This window comes from Gudongella sp. QWL-04, from assembly GCF_058683975.1.
Genome location: NZ_CM178754.1, coordinates 1,951,715 through 1,976,096, shown reverse-complemented (window position 1 = coordinate 1,976,096; position 24,382 = coordinate 1,951,715). Strand labels below are relative to the sequence as shown.

Below are 24,382 nucleotides of genomic sequence, written 5' to 3'. Positions count from 1 at the left end.
CCTCGATTGAATTCTATTAAAGAATATTGTATAATATGCTAAAATAATGACCCGGGTTACTAAACAGGGTTATTATAATGTTAGTATAGCGCTTGCCAAGTCCGAATTCAAGCAATCATTCTAAAATAGGTTCACTTATAGAACCTTCGCTCGAGGAGTATGTGGTGTAATTCATGAGTAGCCAAGAATTTTCAGGAGATGAAATGGAGGGAGCAGCATGAGCAAAAACAAGACGATTCAAAAGACTACAGTTATGATGCTATCTATCATCACGATTATGTGTATCATGATGACAGTTTCGGCAAGTGCACAAGCCTACATCGATGGCGAAGGGGTGGAAACACTCAGCATGGTTGAAATATCTGAAGGCCAGACGGTTGCCGATATTGCATCTGCGATACAAACAGCTCTTAGCGACGAGAATAGCAATACCGTTGTTGTCACAGGCTCAAAAACGAATGTAACCTCCTCCCTTTATTTTTATATACCCGAGGGCAAGACCGTTGTTTGGCGAGCGATCTTCAAAGGCGCTGCCACCGATTGTTTGATGCGTCTGAATGGAAAAGGTTTTTTTGAAGTTGCGGAAGGCGGCGAAATTGATGCGTCCTTCGGTGATGCTATAGCCACCGAGACCTCATATATTAATTACGACATTCCTTCAATCACGGTCAGTGGCGGTGCAGTCAAAGCGGTAGAGGGCCGTGCTATCTTCATCTATAGCAGCACTCTAGAAAGTTCAGCAGTTACAATCAGCGGTGGTGTAGTCAGCAATGTAGGGACAGGGGGGAATCCCACCATTCATATATTAGGCAATAACAATATCAACATCACCATTAAAAACGAGGGGGAGGTATTATCGACCGGCAACTACGGCATTGCTGTTCAATCCTCCGGCAATGTGAAAATACAGGAAGACGCTAAAGTTATCGCCGGCCGCACTGCCGTAATAGGAAAATCTATCACAGTTGAGGGAGGCACTATAAGTGCCGTCGACTTCACAATTTTATCTCTCGGCACAAGCAGCACTACAATAATACAAGGCGGTAGTGTGGAATCCACCGGTTCGGAGGGCAGTTCAATTTCTGCTGAAGGAGATGTTCTGGTGAGCGGCGGTATGGTCAGCGCAACAGGGGGAAATAGCACTGCCATAAGTTCTCTTAGGTCTAGTACCATTGTGGTGGAAGGCGGCACTGTCAGTGCCAAGAAAACTGCTATTCAATTGTCTGGGGGCAGTCTGCTTGTACGAGGCGGTCTAGTTAGAGGTGGGAATAATGTCATCAATGCCATTAGTGGCGGATCTGTTTCAGTGGAGGATGGCAAGGTGGAGGCAACGGATAGCAGCGGAAGTGCAATTTTTGCACGAGACGTACTTATCTGGGGGGGCACAGTAAGTGCAAACAATGATAACGGCATCGCGGTTAATTCCGTAGGAGACGTACTTATCAAGGGCGGCTTGGTAAGTGCAAATAAAGGGAATGGCATCGCCGTCAGAGCAAGTACCCCAAACTCCTTTGTGACAATAGTAAACGGCATTGTAGAAGCAACAGGCACAGGAGGCAACGCCATATTCGCCCAGGACAGCGGGGGAATGCTTGTCAGCGGCGGTACAATCACAGGCAGCACCGCCATCAGATTCTCAGCCAGGTCTAATGTAGCGATGACGATCAGCGGTGGCACCGTTAGTGCCGAGAAAACTGCCATTTTATTTTCTGGTGGCAGTCTGCTTGTGCACGATGGAATAGTCAGAGGCGGAAATGAAGGCATCTACGCCAGTGGTTTCGGTTCTGTTACGGTGGAGGGAGGCAAGGTGGAGGCAACGAATACCGGCGGCATTGGTATTTATGCCGAACTAGACGTACTTATCAAGGGCGGCATTGTAAGTGCAAACGAAGAGAACGGCACAGCAGTTAAAGCAGGGGGGTCATTGTCCCAACTGACAATAGAAAAGGGTATGTTAGAAGCAATGGGCACAGGCGGTACCGCCATCTTCGCAGAGTACATCACGGGAATGCTAGTCAGCGGCGGCACTATAAATGCCGGCAATATTGCTATAGACTTTTTTGGCAATGATTACACAATCATAATCAGCGGTGGTACTGTCAACGGTGGAAGAATTGGCATACGTTCTAAATCATTTTTGAACCCAGTTATTACGGTAAGCGGGGGTAAAATCATTGGTGGCAGCAATGCCATCAGATTAGAAACCAAGAGAAATCCTGCAATCACAATCACCGGCGGTATGGTGCTTGGTTGCGGTAGCAAGTACTCTATAGATCATGATAACGCCTCCATCTATATGGAAATCGGAGTCCCCACGGTTACCTCGCCTGGAACGGTTGTCGCATGGGACAAATCCATGGGCAACAGGCTCTACGGCCTTCATACAGCAACAGACCTTGCTTCCCTTCCCGAAAGTGCAGCGAAGTGGAGCAGGATCTCTGGTAAAAATGGTATTTTCTATGGCCTCGATGGTTTTCTTGAGATTGACGACGTTTCAGTGGCGGAAATAACAGCCGATGCAACTGGATTGGATGGGCTTAAGGTTGGCAAGGCCGTAGATGCCACTATTACATATACTTTGACAGGCGGATCATATGCAACCGATTTGGAATCGATTGACCTTGCCCCGAGTGGGCTTCCTGAATGGCTGAGCATTATGAATACCGTAATTGAAAGTACGACCGTCAGAGTTTCCCTCTCAGGCACGCCAGATCGTGTCAGCGAGCCGCTAACACTCACACTGCCCGAAGCACTCTCCGCCGTCAATCTTATGGGCGGCACCGACGGCGTTCCTATATCTGTTAAGGGTACGGTCTACATCGGTGCGGTGGCAAAAGGTGATGGTGTTGATATAGCTGATTTAGAAGTAGATGAAATAACCGCCACTGATGTCACATTGAGACCAATAGCGGGTCTTCCAAATGGACAGAGGGCAGAGTATGCCGTCTCAGAGACAGCGTTCCAGCCCTCTTCCGCAGTTTGGCAAGATAGCATCAGCTTTTCGGGGCTTTTCCCCAACACGGAATACTATGCGTTTGTCCGCTCAAAAGAAGATGAGCATTATTCTTCAGGTGCTGTGAGTGGAGGAGTCCGATTCAATACCGCCAAAGCGGAGCTTTCCGGTTCAGTGAGCGTCAGCGGCAGCCCGGTATACGGCGCAACATTGACCGCTGTCACCACAAGCCTTCACAGCGCAACACCCGGGGTGTCTCCCGATAAGCTTGGGTCTCTCAGCTATCAGTGGTGGCGCAGGAGCTCCGACGGTGTAGTGGAGACAATGATTCCTTCCGCAACAAGTAGCAGCTACACGATAGCGGAAGCAGACGTCGGCCAAATCATTTGGATTGAGGTCAAGGCGGCAAATTGCATAGGTACGGTTAACGGCAGCATTAATAAACCAACAGAAAAAGCAATGCCCGCTGGTACGCCTACCTATACAGAAATTATACAAGCAGGCCAAACACTTGCAGATGCGGAATTAAAGGGGAGTTTTCTTAACCCGCATAACGACACCTCTGTGCCGGGCATACTGAGTTGGAATGTCCCGTCCAACACGCTTGTTCAACGCGGCAAAGCCTACCGCTGGACCTTCGTGGCAGCAGAAGAGGCCTGCTTCCATACTGTTTACGGTAGCATGATCCTCTGGTCTGCGGCGGACAAAAGTGGGAGATCCAATGATGAGAATCCCCCTGCATCAAACGCAGCGTCAGATAAGGTGCCCAATCAGCCGGTTACTGTAACGACACTCATTCCAGCCACGACGGATGCTAATGGCATTGCCAATGCAAATATATCTGATAAAGCAATCACTGATTCAATTGCTAAGGCACAGATTGATGCAAAGGTTCAGGGCAGAACCTTAAATGGCATCGCTGTGGAGCTTGATGTTTCCATGCCTAAGGATACAACCGCACTCTCTGTCTCGCTTTCACGTAATTTTCTACAAAGTCTTGTGAGCACTGGTGTGACTAGCCTGACCGTCAGCGGTTCTCCTGTCAAGGTTACATTTGACATGAAAGCTTTGCAGGAAATCTTGGAACAGAGCAATGAAACCATTAACATTTCCATTGAGCCACCGGCGAAGCTCTCGAACTCTGCAAAAAAAATCATTGGGATAAGACCTGTATATAACATTACTGTGGGCTATGGCTCCGGTAAAACAGTATCTGGATTCAATTCAGGCAGTGTATCAGTTGAAATTCCATACAACCTTGGTGCAAACGAAAAATCCGGCAATGTGCAGGCGGTCTATGTGGATGTAGAAGGTGACGCACATTGGGTTTTAAGTTCTGTTTATGACAGTGTGAGCAGTGTGTTGCGTTTTAGTACCAATTATTTCTCCGCTTATGGTGTGGGCTACAAGCAGGATGCTCCTGATTTTACCGACATCGGTAGCCATTGGGCAAAGGAAGATATTCAGTTTGTTGTAAACAGTGGGTTGCTCAGGGGGACTTCTGATACCGCGTTTAGTCCCAACTCGGTTATGACCAGAGGAATGTTTGTCACCGCCATTGGCAGATTGGCAAAAACAGATGTGAGAACATATGAGCATAGCAGCTTCACTGATGTGAAAAGCGATGCTTACTACATGGGGCACATTGAATGGGCAAGCAAGAACAACATAGTAAACGGCATTAGTGATGAAAAATTCGCACCGGATCACCCTATTACCCGTGAGCAGATGGCAGTCATCATGCAAAATTACGCCAAAGCCATCGGCTTTGTATTTCAAGAGGTTCATGCAGAAAATGCCTTTGCGGACAATATCAAAATCAATGATTATGCCAAGGATGCCGTGAAGCAGATGCAGATGGCAGGTGTGATCAACGGCAAAAACGGAAATGTCTTTGACCCACGGGGTACAGCAACAAGAGCTGAGGTGTCCGCAGTGCTGCGCCGCTTCCTGGAGCTGTCGATTTCCATTTCCACCACTGTCACCAATTCCGATATGTAGTCACTTAAGGAAACACTGTTAGGTAATACTAATAAAATCATTAGAACAGCTTAAAGCAAATATGCGACTGACAATTTAAGTAAGAGGATATCCATTATCTGTTCTGTGATTATTTACCCTGGAGAGAATGAGCTGTTGGCTATGGCTCAAGGTGCACTGAGGGTACATAAAGGTGAAGCGAATTCAAAGGAATATAAATAATCAACATCCCCTGGGATCAACCTCAGGGGATGTTATTTAATCTTTAAAAATTATCAACCGTTTCACTGCTCATTTTTTTCAGATATAGTAAAAAAATACTGAATTTTTATAAGTTTTTAAGATATAACTGAAAAACATATAATTCCTAATCGAGGATATTAATAGTCATCCACTCAATTTAGATGTTCATCGAGCTTAAATAATGGAAATTTCATGGGGATAACATTTCTATCCAGTCATTTTTGGGGTTACGATTCAGTCATATTTATGATTTTCATCCGGTCGATTTTTGAGGCGAGCTCAAAAATCTTCTTAATATCATAGTAGAATAGGTAAAAAAACAGCCAGTTTATGGCTGTGTGGACGAAAATCTAATAGTTCTCATAAATTTCTTTCCTGTGTCCAATATCGATTATTATTATTCTAACCTCTTGGTCAACAATATCTGCAATTATCCTAAAATTTCCAATTCGATATCTCCAGTAATCCTTTAAATTGCCTTTAAGAGGCTTACCTGTCGCCCGAGGATTTGAAGTTCCATCAAGGTTCTTCTTAATGTAGCTGAGTAAAAGGATTCTTTGAGAGTTATCTATTTTACTCAATTGCTTGAGTGCATTTCTTTCGATAACAACAGTGTAGTATTTTTCCATAGAAGATCCTCAATAATCAATCATTTTTTCAGCAACTTCAAGACTATAGAATTCGACTTCGTTATTAGCTAACCTTTTCTCATAATCCAACACGGCTTTAAGGTCTATTTCATTTTCAATTTTCTCCATAAGGGCTTCCTTCATCAATGTTGATAAAGGTAGATTATTGAACTCCGAGTATTTAAAATATATTTTAGCCTCTTCATCATTTAATCTTACAGTAACAGTTCTACTCATTATTATCCCTCCTTACAGAATTATTGTAGCACAATGTAACACAAAATACAATGTAAAATTTTCAACTGTAAGGTTCTGATTTTCTCTGGGGGATTATCATTTCTCTCAGGGGGTAAAAATGGATTAAACAACGCAGAATACAAATTTTAGATATGAGGTGTGATTTATGAGAAAGATTATAAATACAGGGTCGATGTTGTTGTTTGCTTTAATTATAGGTGCCTTATTGGCTGGATGTACTGCACAGGAGCCCGCTGCTCCAGCTGAACCTCCAGCTGAGGTAGTGGAAGAGCCTGCTGAAACACCGACTGAGCCTGAAGAGTACAAGGAGCTTTGCTCAATTGAAGGCAATGAAAGGCTGTTGATGCAGCAGCTGGCCTTCATATATGAGGATAATACCATAACCTTGGGTGATTTTGCAGATAAGGATAAAATGTCCAGCATGTTTGGGGAAGCTTTAGAGATGAAGGAGCACACCTTCACTGCAGATGACGGTAGGAATATGGACCAGCTTCTTGGTCTTACTGAAAAGGAGTATACCTATGACGGTCTTGTAATTAAGACTATCGAGAAGGAGGGCAGTGTAGAGCCCTTCATATTCTCCATTGAGATCACTGATCCCAAGTATATGACCCTGAGGAAGATCAAGGTCGGTGACAGCTATGAGGTTCTAAGGGAATCATATCCGGAGGGAGTTCTTCTTGGAGGAGAGCTTACTGATGGCGAGGATGACTATAGATATGAACCCTTTGACTATGTGAACGTTATGAATTTCCATATAAACAATAGAGTGGTTGAAAGTATAAGTATAAATAGACTCCTGGATTAAGACGATATATATGTCAAGAAGGAGGAAGTAGGATGAATAAAAAGTGGCTGATAGTGTTCATACTGATCATTGCTTTGGTGATATTTTGGCTTCTGGGAGGTCTGGATTCACTTCTTGGCAGGACTGTGTTCGCTCCGGATTATAAGCCTGAGCCAGCCGAAGAGGTAGAAGAGGAAAAACCTATGGAGGAACCAGGGGAGGCTGAAGAGCCAGCTGAGGAATTAGTAAAGTATCCAGCGTCGGAGCTAAGCTATGAAGTCGAGATTATTGGAGATAATCTTGAGATTCCATGGGAAATAGTTCCCATTCCTGATGGGAGAATATTAGTGACTGAAAGACCTGGAAGAGTAGTTATCCTTGGAAAAGGTGAGATATATCGAGTGGAAGAGGCTGAGCACACCGGAGAGGCAGGACTTCTTGGAGCTGTCTTAAGTCCTGAATTCGAGGAGGATAATTATATTTACCTCTATTATACCTACAGATCTGGCAGCGGGTTGTTCAACAGAGTATCAAGGTTTGTTTTGGCGAATGATACCCTTAATGATGAGGTGTATATCCTAGATAGGATTCCTGGAGCAAGGTTCCACAATGGTGGAAGGATCAAGTTTGGCCCGGACGGCAAGCTTTACGTAACCACTGGAGATGCCCAGGAAACAAGCTTATCTCAGAGATTGGATTCACTTGCAGGAAAGATATTGAGGATGAATCCTGACGGCAGCATTCCACAAGATAATCCCTTCGAAAACAGCCTTGTCTATGCCTACGGTCTAAGAAATCCGCAAGGTTTATCGTGGCATCCGATCACTGGTGACCTATATGCCAGCGATCACGGTCCCAACAGCCAGGATGAGGTTAATCACATACTGCCTGGGAAAAACTACGGATGGCCGATCGTAACCTGCACTGCCAGTGATGAAAGGTTTGAGGACCCATTGGTCTGCTACTCTGAATACACAATGGCTCCATCGGGAGTTGCATTCCTTCCATGGGAAGAGCTTTCGGAGTCACCGCTTTATGTTGCGGGACTAAGGGGAAACATGCTTATGAGGCTGGATCTGGATGAACAGGGGAAGCTATTAGGTCGGGAAGAGCTATTCACTGAACTGGGCAGGATAAGAACTGTTGTATATCATGAGGGCTCATTATATATAGCTACCAATAATAGAGACGGAAGAGGTGTGCCAAAGGACGGTGATGATGTTATAATGAAGATAACGCCAATGCGATAATGGAGGCCATTAATGCAAACCTTTGAGGAATATCTTGAAAACTTGGAGAATATGGAGCATAGGAATTATCTAGCTGAGATTCTAATCTGGGTTGAGGAGAAGTTCCCTGGTCTTGAAAAGCGTATCGCCTGGAGCCAGCCAAATTTTGTGGACCACGGTACCTTTATCATAAGCTTCAGCTATTCGAAGAAGAACATGGTCGTATCTCCTGAGGCTGCTGGGGTAAGGAAATTTTCTGAGGAGCTGGATAAGCTTGGCTATGGTTATGGCAGCATGACCATCAAGTTCCCGTGGAATAAGCAGATGGACTATGATCTACTTGAGAGGATAATAAGATTCAATATTGAGGATAAGAAGGACTGTGGAACCTTCTGGAGGAAGTAAAAGGGATAGAAAGAGAGGAGACTTACTTAATGGATTCAGGGCATAACAATAACGGGGGTTTTAATTTTAAGTTTGACTTCGGTAAAAAGCCGAATGCAGAAAATATCCATAAAGGATCCAAGGGCTTTAAGCAGGCATTTTCAGATCTCAAGGAGGAGATGAAGACTCGGGATAACAATAGGAAGGGCTCTAATCCACTTAAAGTGATCTTATTGACCCTGGTCATTATGTTTATTCTGTTCTTTGTGACGCTTCCCGCGCTAAACTTTATGGCACCTGAGTTTTATTCCTTCCTAATAGCTGGAATAATACTTTTCAACGTGCTTAACCTTATATTCGGCAAAATGCCAATTTTTAAGATCGGATCGGTTTCTGCCATACTGGTAGCGATCCTGTTGCTTGCACCTATAGTTATAGGCTTCTTCGCTCAGCCGATATTCAGAGCTAAGGCATATTCCACACTGATTCCTGTTTCTGATGCAAACTTTGCTGAGACAGTAACTGAAATAAGCTATGACAAGGTACCTGTAGTGGACAGGGAGGCTGCAGCGATAATTGGAGCAAGGCAGATGGGCTCTGTTCAGGAGGTTGTATCTCAGTTTGAGATAAACGAGAACTATACCCAGATAAACATTAAGGGAGTTCCTGTAAGGGTTTCTCCACTGGCATATTCTGACCTTATCAAATACTTCCTTAACTTCAGGACCGGTATACCTTACTATGTAAAGGTAGATATGGCTACTCAGGAGGCGGACCTTATAAAGCTTGTTAACCCGTTGAAGTACTCCAAGAGCGATATCCTTGTGAGGGATATCATAAGACACAACAGGTTCAGGTATCCCACCAAGATGTTCGGTGAGACCAATTTCGAGGTGGACGACGAGGGTAACGGCTTCTATATAACCTCAGTGCTTACAAGAAGGATAGGATTCTTTGGGGGTACCGATGTAAAGGGAGCTATTGTCACCAATGGAAGCACAGGAGAGTCAAACTATTACGATATTGCCGACGTTCCGTCCTGGGTGGATAGGGTATATCCAGCCGACCTTATCATTCAGCAGCTTGATTACAGAGGAAAGTACACTAATGGCTTTATTAATTCTGTGATCGGGCAGAGAAATGTAACTAGGACTACCAGAGGCTACAACTATGTGCCTCTTAATGACGATATATATCTTTTCACAGGGGTTACCTCCATAAGAAGCGACTCATCCAACCTTGGATTCTACTTTGTAAACCTGAGGACCAAGGATGCAAAGTTCTTCTCTGTACCTTCAGCGGATGAATTTTCAGCTATGAATTCAGCAACAGGGCAGATCCAGGAGAAGAATTACGTACCGGCATTCCCTGTGCTGTTGAACATCAAGGACAGACCGACGTATCTAATAGGCTTAAAGGACGCATCGGGACTTGCCAAGATGTTCGCGCTGGTGGATGCTGAGAACTACCAGAAGGTAGAGGTTGGGAATACCGTTCAGGAGGTCATAAACCAATACTACATGAGGACAGATACCTCAAATCTTCCAGGAGCAGATGCTAACGAGCTTACTATAAAGATAGAGGAGATCCAAAGCGTAGTAATTGATGGAAACACCATCTACTACATCAAGGCTGTAGGAGATAAGGTGGTTTACGTTGGGACTGCAAAGACCCTTGGTGCTCCAATAGTATTCGCAAAGCCCGGGGATTCTCTGAAGATATTCGGGAACCCGAGAAATAATCAGTTCGATATACTTGAGATAAGATAACCACACAAAGCCCCCAGGCAATATTGCTTAGGGGCTTTAAGATTCTTCGCTGTCGCTCAGAATGACCATTATGCTGAGTTTGCTAGCGCGAGTGTCATCCTGAACATAGTGAAGGATCTTGTATCACAAAAAAATACATAATTATGTGATAAAAATACACAAAAACCCTATAATTATGTGATTTATATTGACGTAATTTCTCAGAATGCTAAAATATATATAATAATGTGAGAAATCGACTCAAAAACCTAATAATTATGTGATGAATGGAGCTGATTCTTATGGAAAGACTTGCAATGAATAAATTACTGGCATGGAAGATTTATAAGTATCGAAAACCATTGATTTTAAAGGGTGTAAGGCAGGTAGGGAAAACATGGCTTCTGCGAGAATTCGCAAAGCGATATTATGCAAACATTGCTTATTTCAACTTTGATGAGCATCCGGAGTATAAGCAGCTATTTGAAAGCACAAAGGATGTTGATAGGATCTTACAAAATCTTATGATGGCAAGTGGAGAATATATAGATACAGAGAATCCGGAAAAAACCTTGATCGTCTTTGATGAGATACAAGAGTGTCCAAATGCATTGAATACTCTCAAGTATTTTTATGAGAATACTCCTTACTATCATGTCGCGTGTGCCGGTTCACTTCTAGGAATTACATTATCAAAGCCTACATCATTTCCCGTGGGTAAAGTCGATTTTCTTGAAATTATGCCTATGACCTTTACAGAATTTCTTATGGCTAATGGTGATGAGAACCTAGTTACTTATTTAAATAGTATAGATAAAATCAAGCCTATACCTGATATATTTTTTAATCCGCTGTATGAAAAACTGAAAATGTATTTTATAACAGGTGGTATGCCTGAATCTGTAAGGTCTTGGACCCAAGACAGGGATGTAGATCTTATGCAGCAGGTATTATCAAATATTTTAGGTGCATATGAGCGCGACTTTGCCAAGCATCCCGACCCAAAGGATTTTCCAAAAATATCTATGATTTGGAGATCGATTCCTTCACAATTAGCAAGAGAGAACAAGAAGTTCATATATAAGGTCGTCAAGGAAGGAGCAAGAGCCAGAGAATATGAAGATGCTTTGCAATGGCTATGTGATGCTAATTTAACCCATAAGATATATAGAAGTACTGCACCTGGCTTACCTATATCTGCATACGATGATTTGTCGGCGTTTAAGCTGTATATGGCTGACGTTGGGTTACTACGAAGACATTCCCTATTAGCCCCTTCTGCATTTGGGGAAGGTAATAGGATATTTGTGGAATTTAAAGGAGCTTTAAGCGAAAACTACGTCTTACAGTCATTAATGACTCAGTTTGAGGCTGCTCCCAGGTACTGGACTATTGATAATCCTAGATATGAAGTGGACTTTCTAATCCAAAGAGAGAACGATATTTTCCCAATTGAGGTTAAGTCGGAAAATAATGTTGAAAGCAAAAGCCTCAAGAAGTATAAGGAAAAGTTTGGAGAAGATGTCAAGCTTCGAGTAAGACTATCCTTAAATAATCTTAAGCTTGATGATGATCTTTTGAATATCCCATTGTTTATGGCTGACCATACTGACAGATTGATAGGCATGGTGCCATGAAAGAACAAAGCCCCCAGGCAAAAATGCTTGGGGGCTTTACAATCACCTTATCCTCGGCAGGTAAGATTGTACTTATTCCATATCAAATTCAATTCTTGCATTGCTGTCCATCATTCTAGTCAGTATAACTGCTACCTGACTTCTCCTTATGTTTGAATCAGGGCTTGAGTTGTGTTCAGCATCCATCCCTTGAAGTATACCTGCTTTATACAGCTTGTAGATCGCAGCTGCACTTTCATGAGTCATAGGTACATCCGGGATTGCATTATCTCCTATGCTGTTGATTGGGGGAAGCGCAGCATCAGGAAGTGCCTTTGCAAAGATCTCCATATATCCTGCTCTTGTTATCTTGGCATTCCAATCGAAGTCCTCAGAAATGATCCCGTTTGCCTTGGCATAATCAACATAGGTCATATACCATGGGGTCCCATTTACAAGGGTGACTTCTCCTGTCGAATATTTCTGATGCATTGTAGCTGCAAGCTTGACTGCCTCTGCATACGTGAGGTTGTCATTTGGTGCAAACATCATGTGTGTTTTTCCATTGATAAGACCTGTAGCATAAGCATCAGCCACATCTTGGCTGAACCAATCCTTGAAGCTGACATCTGCGAAGTGGTGAGGCATATAGCCTTCGTCTTTCATAATGTCTGCAAGCCATGCATAAGCCTCAGGGACGTCGTAGTCTCCGCCATGCCCTTTAAGCCATGCGAAGTTAAAATTCACATCCTCTATAGATTCGTCATTTATAAGTGAATAGTACAGAGTTCCCTCTACTGCAAAGGAAGTGTCTCTATCAGCTATGCCGTGTCTTACATACCAGTAAGGAGCACTTTCGCCCTCGTCCTCACTCAATAGATATGGGATCGGGTTGGTCATCTTCAACTGAAGTTTAAGGAATTCTCCCTCGTCAGTTTCCATGTACTCATCCCAGTCGAGACCTGTGTTGTTCATACCAACATCGATCCCTTCAGCTGTGTGATTATTCCATGACCAGAACTCAAAGGGGCTGTATGCCTGATCCTTAGCTCCGAATATATTGTCTTCATTTAACGCAGGGTGCTGGTTCGGAGTTCCTCTGTTGCTGAATGCAGGAGCAGTCTTAAGTCCACTCTTTTCAGTCCCTATCCAGTAGAGATACTCATCCCAATCTACATTTGCCTTGCCATCCTCTATTGTCAGCCACTCGAAGGTTCCGTTTACCGGAGTTGGGTCTGATGATGGGAAACTGGTTGTGAGCTCCTTCTCGATACCTTTTTCCACAAGGGCAGCTAGAGCCTCCGCAAAGGTCCCGTCATCAGCTTTCAACGGATCGCCATCCTCATCCTTAAGCCCTAATTCATTGAAGTACTCAATATAGTCAGCAGCAAGTGCCTCTGATGCTGCGAGAACGCTGTCGCCAAATACCTGATCAGTGCTTGTTGGTGCACCCATACCGCCCGGGTTTGGATTTACGTCCTCCAACGCCAGTCCATCTGCCTTATAGGCTTCTCTAACAGGACCATAGACCCACTCATAGGCTTGGTCAGCATTTGGGAGGTCAGTGATTGGGCAGTATGCAATGGCAGCAAATACCGCGTCACTGATTGTGGGTGTGGTTGCACTTGTCATTCCTGCAGCACCGATCTCAAATAGAGACGGATAGTAATCCGGACTGTCGCCGGATGCCGCAATTATTGATGTTAGCGCTCCGCCACCGCTTGTCCCGGTGACGACAATTTTTTCTGAGTCTCCAGGAAGAGCTGCATCATTGTGACGCAGATACCTTATAACTGCTTTTGTGTCTGTCATAGTTGCAGGGGAGTGCCCTAGGTATTCACCATTATTTGGGGAATCGTTTCGTCCCCGTGCTGAGTAGGTCACTACCAGATAGCCTGCCTTGAGAGCTTCTCCTATTGCTGCAGTTTTACTCCCGTTTGCTGGAAGAACGTCTCCATCCTTCAGCTTGACGGGTTTTGTGTTTGTGAACCAGCCGCCATTGTCAACATATAAAATTATGGGGCTTTCGTCACTTGCATTCGATGGTACATAGATGTTAAGTAGTTGGGTGGTATTTATCGTGGGAACATTTGGGATTGGTGGGAAATGGAAGCTAATGTCTATTGGTTTTTCAACATAGACTACTCCTTCCCACGCTGCAACGGAGATATTCATACCATCCTCAGTTTTGACGTGGATCATCGCTGTAGGATCGCTGGGCAGAGCGAGTGGATCCTCTGCCGCAAGTGTCATGGTTGGAAGCAGCGACAGAACCATTACCAAAGCGATGAATAATGCCAGGTGTTTCCTTGTCATCGTGCTTTTCATAAACCAAGTCTCCTTTATTAAATTTTTTGTGCGATGGGGATTATGCAAACCGAGGTTTAGCTGGCTTTAGATTGGTCTGATACCAGCTTGAGGTGATCCAACATAATTATACCCTAAGTTAAGGGATTGTCATAGCACGTTAAAGCGACAATTGGAAAAATGTTTGTAGTTTTTGTTAATTGAAAGTGCAGCATAAATTTATTGCAATTGAATAGGTAATGATGTATGAAAATACATCAAGTTAATCTTCATTCACAAAAGGGTAAATATTAAATGCACCAACAGGTCCGGCAATATAGGGTACATTTTTACATAATTGGTTATTGGATAATCGATTATGAATACCTAGGCTGGAAGGAGATATTTGCAATGTCAAATCTTAAGAAAAGCATTTTCATCAAAGCACCAATGGATAAGGTTGTGAAATATGCCACAAATCCAAAGGAATGGGCACATTGGTATTCACATTTATCCGAGCCTGAGAATCTCACGGGTACCGGTGAGAAAGGCACTGTAGGGGAGTTCAAGTATACAATAATCGGAATGAACCTGCCGATGACAGTAGAAGTTAAAGAAAACAGTCCAAGCAATGGCAAACACGTTTGGATTGGAACGTTTGAGGGACCGCTCTCTGGCACACAGACATTTACATACATGGAAAAGGACGGCGGAAGCGAGCTGGATGTGGAGATCGAATACAAGCTTCCTGGCAGCATCCTCGGCAAATTTGCGGATGCTCTGATAGTTGAGAGGATACAGGAAAATGCTACTACAGCAACATTGAACAATCTGAAGACTATATGTGAAGCTATTTGATTTAGTTGTGGCATCAGAATCTAGACATTTTACAGCATGAACCTCATTTTTATAGTTGTTGCCGAAAATTTCGGATATACTATAGCTAAGATGATGGTTCGTGCTGTTTTGTATTCAATAGCTTTATAAGTATTATTATGGGAGGGTGTTGAAATGGAATTTGTGGTCGATAAAATGACACCTGAGGATTGGACTTATGTTGCTGATATCTTTGCTGAGGGTATAAGCACGGGAGTATCAACCTTTGAAACATCAGTTCCTTCGTGGGAGACCTGGGACAACGAGCACTGTAAGCCCTGCAGGCTGGTTGCAAGAAGCGAAGGAAAGGTAATTGGCTGGGCAGCGATATCCCAGTTCTCAAACAAATGAGTGAGATCCGGGATCGCGGAGGCGAGCATATATATAACAGCTGATTGGAGAGGGAAGGGCGTTGCAACTACTCTTATAAAGGAGCTTGTGGCATGTTCTGAAGCTAACGGATTTTATAGCATCCAGGCAGAGATCCTTGGAGGAAATACTGCAAGCCTGAATCTATGCAGAAAGTCAGGCTTCAGAGAAATTGGTTATAGAGAAAGATTTGGGAAAACACCTGACGGCAAGTGGTATGACGTGATACTTATGGAAAAGAGAAGTGAATAGTATAAGTTCTATACTATTCCCATAAAATACTCTACTGTTATTGCTACAATAACTACTAATGCAGATATTATGAATCCATGGATCATAGGATTGATCCCGGATTTTTTCATTTCGCTAAAATCAGTGCTCATTCCTATTGCTGCAAGAGAGGATGTCATTAGAACCTTACTTATATCCTTTAAGCTGGCAGATAAGGAAGTTGAGAAAAGGCCTATACTGTTTAATACTGACATGCCTATAAAGGCCAGGATGAACCATGGGAACAGTGACGTGATACTGACTTTGATTTGTTTTTGATCTGTTAGTTCTGCCTTTTTGGCCTTCAATTTTGCATTTATCAGTGAGAACACCATCACAGTCGGTATGATGGAAAGTGTACGGGTAAGCTTGACCATAGTTGCAAAATCTCCCGCTGCTTCACTGAATGCGTACCCGGCAGCGACTACACTTGAAGTATCGTTTACTGCAGTTCCCGCCCACAAGCCGTATGCTATGTCACTTAAGCCTATAGCTCGTCCCATTATTGGAAACAAGACTATCATGACCATGTCAAATAGAAAAGTAGCAGATATGGCATAGGCTATGTCCTTATCCTCAGCCTCTATCACAGGAGCCATGGCTGCAATAGCCGAACCCCCGCATATTCCGGTTCCAGCCGATATCATATTTGAAAGCTTCCAATCCAATCCAAGCAATTTGCCGACAAAATAACCACCGCCAAAGCAGGTCAACAGGGTAAAAAGCATTACGGTCAGCGACATCCTGCCAATTGTTAGTATAGTACCAATGCTTAGTGAGGCTCCCAGTAGTATTATTGAAAGCTTGAGGATCTTTTTAGAGGTGAACTTAAGTCCGGCTTCAAACTTTTGTCCTGACTTGAATGCTTGGTTTACAAACATTCCCATAAATAGAGCAATTACAGAAGCCCCAATAAGGTGTATCGGCAATAAATTCTCTACCCATCTTGCAAGTACTGCTATCAATAGGCTTAATGCAAATCCAGGCATATAACTGTGTAATCTTTTCAAATCTATCCACTCCTTACCATTTGATGTTATAGGATGATTCTATATGAGAAGGAGTATAATTACAAATTATGATTTATTATTATTGATAAATATATGTTATGATAAGGGTGAGTCAAAACACTTAGATATATGATCGTTTGATAGAGGATGGTGGAAATTATGCTTGATCCTAGGATATTTACATTTTTAGAGGTTGCCAAATACAAGAATTATACGAAGGCAGCTGCACATTTGAACTTGACCCAGCCTGCAGTGACCCAGCATATAAAAAAGCTGGAGGAGTATTACGGCTGCAGTCTGATCGATATCAGCGGGAAATCAGTGAAGTTGACGGCTCAAGGCGAAGCACTCTATAACTATGCCAATTTTCAGATCGCCAATGAGGAGCAGCTCATTAATCAGATCAAGAAGATCGAAACACCGATCAAGATCGGAGCTACTCTATCCATTGCAGACTATTATTTGCCGCCCTATTTAAGCTCCTATCTTGCAAATAATGATGAGCTTGTATCACTTACCGTAAAGAATACCAAGTCTATCATTGATATGTTGCTTAATAATGAGCTTTACTGTGCATTTATTGAGGGAATATTCGATAAGTCGCTGTTTCATTTCTATGAATTCTTCAGCACAAGGTTCCTTCCTGTAGCAAGGAAGGGACATCCATTAGAGGGTGTGGAGGCATCGATATCTCAAATCCATGAATATCCATTGATTCTAAGAGAAGAGGGCTCCGGGACAAGGGAGATATATGAAAATTATCTGTATCAAAATAATGACTCAATACTTTCTGCATCCAAGGTCTACGAGATAAGCAGCTTTGGAGTCATAAAAAAAGTATTGAGCACTTCGGATGCGATCTCTTTCATGTACGAGGAGGTTGCTAAGCAGGAGGTCGAGAAAGGGGAGCTATGCTATCTATCTATTAAGGATTATTCCATCGAGAGGCCATTGTACTTTATATATCCAAGCAATAGCCTTATGAAAAATAGAAATGAAGCCTTTTATGAAAAACTGATGAAGGAAGACTTCTAGAGGGGAGAGAACCCCTCATTTTTTTTGTGTACTTATCCTAAAGCTACATCCAGGATCATCATGACTGTAAAGCCAAGTAATGATCCGAGAGTCGCAACATCTGTCTTGGAACCGCCTTCCTCTCGCTGAGCCTCAGGAATTAATTCCTCAATAACTACATATATCATCGCCCCTGCTGCAAAGGCTAAGGAAAAGGGCAATAGATTTTGGATTTTTGCAACTGTATAGGCTCCAATTACCCCTGCTATGGGTTCAACAATACCAGATGCCTGTCCATATAAAAAGGATTTTGTTCTGCTTAGTCCTTCTCTTCTTAAAGGGATAGATACTGCTGCTCCCTCCGGGAAATTTTGCAGCCCAATTCCTATTGCCAGCGCAACCGCACTGGCTAATGATGCAGAAGAACCTATGCCAGCCGCGACTGCACCGAATGCAACTCCCACTGCCAATCCTTCCGGAATATTGTGTAATGTTATGGCTAAGACCAGTAGGATACTTCGCTGCCAGTTTGTTTTTATCCCCTCTGCATCATCTGTTTCAAGGCCCATATGAAGGTGAGGAAGTAATTTGTCTACTAAGTAAAGGAACCCTCCTCCTGCAAGAAACCCGCTGGCTGCGGTGATATATGCAATCTGATTAAGCTCCTCCGCCATTTCGATTGCTGGAGCTAGTAAGGACCAGTAGCTGGCTGCTATCATAACACCTGATGCAAAGCCCAGCATACTATTCAGGACCTTTTTATTTATGGTTTTGAAGAAGAATACAAGACCAGAACCCAATGCGGTAACTCCCCATGTAAAAAGAGTTGCAAGCAATGCCTGTTGAACGTGAGACATGCTGCTTAGCCAATCTATCATGATAGTTTTCCCCCTTGGAATAAGTTGAATTACCATACCAATATACCCATTTTACTTATTTGATAAATGATTAGATAATTTTTTTAATTAACCTCTTTGTTTAATCGTCCAACTGTAGTTAGAACTATCAATGATCCGGCAATACATAGCACTGTACTTAGAAGCAGCAGCTGCGATGGACCGCTTGAATCTAATACCATACCTCCCCAGAGGCTTGCAAACACTGCGCTTAGAGTCATCATACCTGAAATCAGCGACTGCCCCTTTACTGCCTCTCTTCTATCCATCAGCTCATGCACAAGATGGACTGAGGACGCCAGGTAGAAGGGGAAGGATATTAGCTGAAAAATAAATGCAAGGTATATAAATCCTACGGATTTGGCAGTATAGGTAAAAAATATCTTGAGTATGAATGCAACAGAGGATATCTTAAGCATGGTCTGACAGCTTATTTTTTTATTGATTTTATTGAAGAAGAACAGTCCGGGAAGCTCCAGAATAGCCATGAATGAGAAGATCCTCCCCATATCGCTGCTGGTACCGCCTATAGGTGCAATGATTTGGAACAAATAGTTGTTTATTATGGCGTTTTGAAAGAATACCAATAGAGTTCCCAAGGAGAAAACAAACAGCATCTTATTTCTTTTTGCAAAAGTGATAAGCGAAATGGGCTCGTCAAGCTTTAATGCTTTGGCGCTTCCATGTTCATCAGGTGACAATGCTATGCCGCTATTATAGAGCTTCTCGGTAGCGAAAAGAGATAATAATAGCATAATTAGAACAGCGATCCCTACTGAAGGGATCGTATTGGTCCCGAAGGTAAAAACAAGATATCCCAGTACCATGCTTATGCCTGAGTAAGCTATGGAGCCTCCGCTTCTGGCCACCCCGTAATTTATTGGGTTGTTGAAGCTGCTGTACTGGAAAGCAATTGAATTTATGATCGGAGACAGTGATACCATAAGGCCGCCAAGTACCACGAAAATAATAGTCAACATGACAGATCTTGACTCAAACAGGAACAGCATTGCCATTAGAAGCAGCAGTACAAACGAGAAAATTCCGGTGATTTGAGCAAGAGACAGTTTTTTGGACCTGTCGGCAGCATCGCCAAAGAAGGGAAGCAGAGATACGGATATGATGTTTACCATAGCCAATATGGTACCGATTTCTGTGTTGGTATAGCCCTTTGGAAGAAGATATACCGACGAAAAGCTCAACACCACTGCAAATAGCATGCAGTAGGCTGCCTGTACGGATGTATATGATAGGTTTAATTTGTTTTTCATGATGGTCACCATTTTCGTTATATTTAGTACCTATACATTCTAACATCTAAAGTAATTTCCCACAATGAAAAACCAGCTGAAGCGTCAGCTGGTTTACAAAATCATGATTTTTTCTTTCTGCTCTTATAGTCCTCGTCGATCTTTTTCTTCCAGTCCTTATCCATGGTCTTTTGCTCTCTGAGTGTCCTGACGGCTTGATCCATGGCCTGGTAGGTAACACGGGTGCCTTCCCCGTCGGCATGGTAATCTGCGGCTTTGTCCTTGGAAATCCCGAATTTTTCCGCCGTCTCAAGTGCATCGATATTTGCTCCAAGGAAAAGGAACTCCCATCCATATCTGTCTCTTTCTTTCTCAATCATAGCCTTGACCTTATCGTAGGAGTACTCTCTGCTTGCATTTTCATAGCCGTCTGTAGTTATTATAAACAGTACCTTTTCTGCCCTTTCCTCCTCGGCTGTATTTCTCTGGACTGAGGCGATCTTATTTATCGTCCTTCCCACTGCATCCAGAAGCGCGGTTGTGCCCCTTACATAGTACTCCTTCTCCGTAAGAGGCGAGATCCCCTTAAGGTTGATCCGATCGTGCAGAAGCTCGTAGCGGTCGTCGAAAAGGACCGTAGTCACTATACACTCTCCATCTACTGATTTTTGACTTTTGATCATGGAGTTGAAGCCTCCGATGGTGTCGGTCTCAAGACTGCTCATTGAACCGCTTCTGTCTAAAATAAATACCAGCTCGACCAATCCTTTTTTCATAATGATATCCTCCTCTGTTATCTCAGTATTTATCTTCCTGATTTAAGGATATCAATTTTGGGGATGCCGGTGGTCGCATGGCAAGCGACAAATTACTAAATGAATCAACCTCCAAGCGTACTCTCCTCAAAATAGAACAGTATGCTGTTCAGCTCAAAGATATCGTAGTTCCCATTTTGAATAAAATACTGTACGATCATGTCAAACCTGTTGCTTGGAGAGAGCGCCAGGCCTGCCCTTCTCAATAGATCTGTGGCTTGATCAAGGTTAAGCTCAAGTGCAACGCATAGAGCAAGGGCTGTGTTCTTGCTGGGCTTGTAGCTTGGGTTGTTCCTTATCTTTGAAAAATGTCGTCTGTCGATATTCGCCTTCTTATATACCTCGGGATCAGTCAGTCCTTTTTTATCTATAAGATTGAGGAGCATCTGTGAAAAGGAGGTGTCTAGGTTGTTCACAAACTCCTCTAGCTCTATCGGGGATTCCTCAAGAACTGGTCTTGAATACTCCAGAAGCTCAAAATCTCTGCTTCTGTAACTGGATAATATCGTACCTTCCATAGCTCTTTCAGCGTAGCTGTCAGTGATATAAGCCTTTACCTCCCTGAAGAGCTTACCGCTTAAGGAGAAGGCTTTTTTATCGAATACGACTAAATATACAGTCATATCACTCTCCATCAGGAATTCACTAATGGAGCTGATTGCAGTTTGAAGTGCCTTGGCTTTTGGGTAACCGAAGGCTCCCGATGATAGCAAGGGAAAGGCTATGGTTTCAAGTCCTTTTTCCTGAGCAAGTCTCAGGCTGTTGCTGTAGCAAGACTGGAGGATACCTTCCTCCCCCTTTGTTCCACCCTCCCATATAGGTCCAACCGTGTGGATCACGTATTTGGCAGGAAGATCGAAGCCATCTGTTATTACAGCTTCACCGGCTTCACAGCTCTTGTAAGCCTCTAAAGCAGCTTTCATTTTCTCCTCGCCGGCAGCGTCAAATATTGCTCCGCAGACTCCCCCGCCTTTCTTAAGCTTGGAATTAGCGGCGTTTACTATTGCATCCACATCCATTTTGGTTATATCGTTCCTTACTATTTCAAACGGCATATCTATCCTCCCTTATAAGCTTTGCAGTCATATCCTTATGATACCCAAACTGAATATAAATACTAAGAACAATGAATACGGTACAGCTAGGGACTATTTAAAAGTATAATTATTGCACTGACTTTTTTTAATTGCAAATTCATTTACAGGGTGGAAATGTTAAATTTCAAACATTTGTATCAAAAAAGTAAGCATGACAAATTATAAACTGTTCCATAAACTATATAAACTGAGGTTTAACAAAATTCAAAATTGTGGTAAAATTAGACAAAGCTTTTAATCATCGTAGGCTGTGGCAGCTTGTGGAGCTAATTTCTTCACCAGACTACCTGACAGCTAGTTTCTAAAAAAAAGGAGGAAGAAAATGAAAAAGGTATTAGTTCTAATGCTGGCAATGGTTATGGTAATATCCATGTTGGCAGGATGCGCGCCTAAAGCACCAGTAGAGACTCCTGTCGAGACTCCTGCTGAAACACCGGCAAACGACACACCGCTGGTAGTAGGTTATGCAGCATTCAGCCAGAAGTTCAGTCCATTCTTTGCTACAACAGCATACGACATGGACGCTGTTACCATGACTCAAGTATCACTTCTTACTACTGACAGAGTGGGAGGGATCGTGTACAACGCAATCGAGGGCGAAAAAGTCGGCTTCGAGGGGACAGATCACGAGTACACAGGGATTGCAGACATCAAGGTTGACTATGATGAGGCTGCTGACGTAACTACTTACAACATCAAGCTTAAGGAAGGCGTAATGTTCAGCGACGGACAAGAGATGGATGCCGACGACATAATATTCAACTATTATGTATATTCAGATCCTACTTATACCGGATCAACCACCTTCTATTCATTCCCGATAATCGGGATGACAAACTACAGAGAAAACAACTCCAAAGCTGAAGAGCTGGCAGTAACTCCTGAGGAGCTTGCAGCAGCTATGGAAAACCCAACTGACGAAATGAAGGCATTTATGACCGATTTCGTAAGTGGAGTCCTGACTGACGAGCTTGACTGGGTTAAGAGCATCTATGGAGATCCAAACTACAAGACTTATACAGACCAATATCCAGTTGCTAAGGACTTATTTGCATTCTTCTATGCTAAGGATGCAAACTATGATGCAGCAGCAGTTGCTGACGAGGCACAAGTGCTTTCAGATGTAATCGCTCAGTATGGCGACGACTGGAAAACACTTGGAGCTAACTACGGCGGAAGCGAAGGCTATTTTGCTGGTGATATCGAAGGCGAAGTAGGCAAGATGGTTCTTAAAGAAAAACTTGCTGCATCAGATGGTACTGAGGTACCAAATATCGAAGGTATCAAAAAACTTGGACAATATGAAGTGGAAGTTAAATCCAAGGGCTTTGATGCATCCGCAGTCTATACAATTTGCGGAATCCAGGTAGCTCCAATGCACTACTATGGAAGCGAAGATATGTATGATTATGACAACAATAAGTTCGGCTTCACAAGAGGCGACCTTTCAGCTATCGAAGCTAAAACAAGCAACCCAATGGGAGCGGGTCCTTACAAGTTTGTTGAATACAAGGACAAGGTAGTTTACTACGAAGCAAATGAAAACTACTACAAAGGCGCACCAAAGACTAAATATGTACAATTGAAAGAAACTACTGACGGTGAAATGATCGCCGGTGTTGGTACAGGCGTAATAGACCTTGCTAATCCTTCAGGATCAAAAGCTAAGTTCGATGAATTGAAGTCCTACAACTCAAACGGCGAAGCAGTAGGCGATAAGATCGCAGCTGTATCAGTTGACAACCTGGGTTATGGCTACATCGGAATCAACTCCAAGACTGTGAACGTCGGCGGGGAACAGGATTCTGAAGCGAGCAAGAACCTTAGAAAAGGCTTTGCAACTGTATTTGCAGTTCACAGAGACGTTGCTATCGACAGCTACTATGGCGACGCTGCATCTGTAATCAACTATCCGATATCAAGTACTTCCTGGGCAGCTCCACAAAAATCTGATCCAGGCTACTCAGTAGCATACTCCAAGGACGTAGACGGAAACGACATCTACACCGAGAGCATGGTAGCTGAGGACAAGTATGCGGCAGCTCTTGAGGCAGCAGTTGGATTCTTCAAGGCAGCAGGATACACATTTGACGAAGCGACTGGCAAGTTTACTGCAGCTCCAGCTGGAGCAGACCTTGAGTATGAAATAATCGTTCCTGCTGATGGAATTGGTGATCACCCTGCATTTGCAATACTTGCTGACACCAAGACATCACTTGAGAAGATAGGCATAACTCTTACAATCAATGACCCTGCTGACACTAACGTTCTTTGGGATACATTGGATGCCAATACACATGAGATGTGGACTGCTGCATGGGGCTCAACAATAGACCCAGACATGTATCAGGTATACCATAGCTCAAACGGTAAAGGCCTTGGTGGAACTGACAGCAACAGCTACAACATAGCTGACGCCGAGCTTGACAGATTGATAATCGAAGCTAGAAAGAGCCCGGATCAAGAGTTCAGAAAAGCAGTTTACAAGCAAGCTCTTGACATAATCCTTGACTGGGGAGTAGAAATCCCGACTTATCAAAGACAGAACTTGGTAATCTTCAGCCCAGAAAGAATCAACATGGATACAGTAACACCAGACATAACGACTTACTGGGGATGGATGAACGACCTAGAGCTTCTGGAAATGAAATAGCAGTCGATGGTTAAGCATG

Annotated in this window: 19 protein-coding genes; 11 read left to right on the top strand and 8 right to left on the bottom strand. The window is 43.3% G+C overall.

What is annotated here, in order from left to right; translation table 11 throughout:
- The first annotated feature begins 217 nt into the window (after positions 1 to 217).
- A complete protein-coding gene (locus AC4PHB_RS09810) occupies positions 218 to 4,954 on the top strand; it encodes an S-layer homology domain-containing protein (RefSeq protein WP_492136251.1) in 4,737 nt (1,578 codons plus the stop codon).
- A gap of 572 nt (positions 4,955 to 5,526) precedes the next feature.
- Here the strand turns inward: AC4PHB_RS09810 and AC4PHB_RS09805 are convergent.
- Both AC4PHB_RS09805 and relB read right to left on the bottom strand, forming a co-directional pair.
- A complete protein-coding gene (locus AC4PHB_RS09805; RefSeq protein ID WP_492136250.1) occupies positions 5,527 to 5,805 on the bottom strand; it encodes a type II toxin-antitoxin system RelE family toxin in 279 nt (92 codons plus the stop codon).
- Positions 5,806 to 5,814: 9 nt separating this feature from the next.
- Positions 5,815 to 6,042 carry a type II toxin-antitoxin system RelB family antitoxin gene (gene relB, locus AC4PHB_RS09800; protein WP_320405685.1) on the bottom strand — a complete coding sequence of 76 codons (228 nt, stop codon included), beginning with the start codon at positions 6,040 to 6,042 and terminating at the stop codon, positions 5,815 to 5,817.
- 166 nt (positions 6,043 to 6,208) lie between these two features.
- On the opposite strand from relB, the gene AC4PHB_RS09795 reads away from it, so the two are divergent.
- The 5 genes from AC4PHB_RS09795 to AC4PHB_RS09775 all read left to right on the top strand — a co-directional run bounded on the left by AC4PHB_RS09795 (position 6,209) and on the right by AC4PHB_RS09775 (position 11,848).
- Entirely contained in the window at positions 6,209 to 6,871 is a 663-nt protein-coding gene (locus AC4PHB_RS09795; RefSeq protein ID WP_492136249.1) for a hypothetical protein, read from the top strand.
- A 32-nt stretch (positions 6,872 to 6,903) separates the two neighbouring features.
- Positions 6,904 to 8,100 carry a PQQ-dependent sugar dehydrogenase gene (locus AC4PHB_RS09790; protein ID WP_492136248.1) on the top strand — a complete coding sequence of 399 codons (1,197 nt, stop codon included), beginning with the start codon at positions 6,904 to 6,906 and terminating at the stop codon, positions 8,098 to 8,100.
- Positions 8,101 to 8,112: 12 nt separating this feature from the next.
- The gene (locus tag AC4PHB_RS09785) at positions 8,113 to 8,484 is read left to right on the top strand and encodes an iron chaperone (protein WP_492136247.1); all 372 of its coding nucleotides are present in this window, start codon (positions 8,113 to 8,115) and stop codon (positions 8,482 to 8,484) included.
- Between the two features lie 29 nt (positions 8,485 to 8,513).
- On the top strand, positions 8,514 to 10,232 hold the full coding sequence (locus AC4PHB_RS09780; RefSeq protein ID WP_492136246.1) for a hypothetical protein: 1,719 nt from the start codon (positions 8,514 to 8,516) through the stop codon (positions 10,230 to 10,232).
- Between the two features lie 266 nt (positions 10,233 to 10,498).
- Positions 10,499 to 11,848, top strand: coding sequence for an ATP-binding protein (locus tag AC4PHB_RS09775; RefSeq protein WP_492136245.1), 1,350 nt, complete (start codon positions 10,499 to 10,501; stop codon positions 11,846 to 11,848).
- 72 nt (positions 11,849 to 11,920) lie between these two features.
- On the opposite strand, the gene AC4PHB_RS09770 is transcribed toward AC4PHB_RS09775, so the two are convergent.
- Positions 11,921 to 14,155: a subtype B tannase gene (locus AC4PHB_RS09770; RefSeq protein ID WP_492136244.1), complete on the bottom strand. Its 2,235-nt coding sequence runs from the start codon at positions 14,153 to 14,155 to the stop codon at positions 11,921 to 11,923.
- 369 nt (positions 14,156 to 14,524) lie between these two features.
- Here AC4PHB_RS09770 and AC4PHB_RS09765 point away from each other — a divergent pair, with 369 nt between their 5' ends.
- The 3 genes from AC4PHB_RS09765 to AC4PHB_RS09755 all read left to right on the top strand — a co-directional run bounded on the left by AC4PHB_RS09765 (position 14,525) and on the right by AC4PHB_RS09755 (position 15,610).
- A complete protein-coding gene (locus AC4PHB_RS09765; protein ID WP_492136243.1) occupies positions 14,525 to 14,971 on the top strand; it encodes an SRPBCC family protein in 447 nt (148 codons plus the stop codon).
- A 153-nt stretch (positions 14,972 to 15,124) separates the two neighbouring features.
- The gene (locus AC4PHB_RS09760; protein ID WP_492136242.1) at positions 15,125 to 15,340 is read left to right on the top strand and encodes a GNAT family N-acetyltransferase; all 216 of its coding nucleotides are present in this window, start codon (positions 15,125 to 15,127) and stop codon (positions 15,338 to 15,340) included.
- The gene (locus tag AC4PHB_RS09755; RefSeq protein ID WP_492136241.1) at positions 15,341 to 15,610 is read left to right on the top strand and encodes a GNAT family N-acetyltransferase; all 270 of its coding nucleotides are present in this window, start codon (positions 15,341 to 15,343) and stop codon (positions 15,608 to 15,610) included.
- Positions 15,611 to 15,618: 8 nt separating this feature from the next.
- Here AC4PHB_RS09755 and AC4PHB_RS09750 read toward each other — a convergent pair whose 3' ends face one another.
- The gene (locus AC4PHB_RS09750) at positions 15,619 to 16,638 is read right to left on the bottom strand and encodes a YeiH family protein (RefSeq protein WP_492136240.1); all 1,020 of its coding nucleotides are present in this window, start codon (positions 16,636 to 16,638) and stop codon (positions 15,619 to 15,621) included.
- A gap of 159 nt (positions 16,639 to 16,797) precedes the next feature.
- Here AC4PHB_RS09750 and AC4PHB_RS09745 point away from each other — a divergent pair, with 159 nt between their 5' ends.
- Entirely contained in the window at positions 16,798 to 17,673 is an 876-nt protein-coding gene (locus AC4PHB_RS09745) for a LysR family transcriptional regulator (RefSeq protein WP_492136239.1), read from the top strand.
- Positions 17,674 to 17,705: 32 nt separating this feature from the next.
- Here the strand turns inward: AC4PHB_RS09745 and AC4PHB_RS09740 are convergent, their stop codons facing one another.
- The 4 genes from AC4PHB_RS09740 to AC4PHB_RS09725 all read right to left on the bottom strand — a co-directional run bounded on the left by AC4PHB_RS09740 (position 17,706) and on the right by AC4PHB_RS09725 (position 21,668).
- Positions 17,706 to 18,530 (bottom strand): ZIP family metal transporter, encoded by an 825-nt coding sequence (locus AC4PHB_RS09740; RefSeq protein ID WP_492136238.1) that lies wholly within the window; start codon positions 18,528 to 18,530, stop codon positions 17,706 to 17,708.
- Positions 18,531 to 18,613: 83 nt separating this feature from the next.
- Positions 18,614 to 19,819: an MFS transporter gene (locus tag AC4PHB_RS09735; RefSeq protein WP_492136237.1), complete on the bottom strand. Its 1,206-nt coding sequence runs from the start codon at positions 19,817 to 19,819 to the stop codon at positions 18,614 to 18,616.
- A 101-nt stretch (positions 19,820 to 19,920) separates the two neighbouring features.
- Entirely contained in the window at positions 19,921 to 20,574 is a 654-nt protein-coding gene (locus AC4PHB_RS09730; RefSeq protein ID WP_492136236.1) for a vWA domain-containing protein, read from the bottom strand.
- 104 nt (positions 20,575 to 20,678) lie between these two features.
- Entirely contained in the window at positions 20,679 to 21,668 is a 990-nt protein-coding gene (locus tag AC4PHB_RS09725) for a macro domain-containing protein (protein WP_492136235.1), read from the bottom strand.
- Positions 21,669 to 22,032: 364 nt separating this feature from the next.
- Between AC4PHB_RS09725 and AC4PHB_RS09720 the strand changes: the two genes are divergently transcribed.
- Positions 22,033 to 24,363 carry an ABC transporter substrate-binding protein gene (locus AC4PHB_RS09720; protein WP_492136234.1) on the top strand — a complete coding sequence of 777 codons (2,331 nt, stop codon included), beginning with the start codon at positions 22,033 to 22,035 and terminating at the stop codon, positions 24,361 to 24,363.
- Positions 24,364 to 24,382 lie beyond the last annotated feature (19 nt).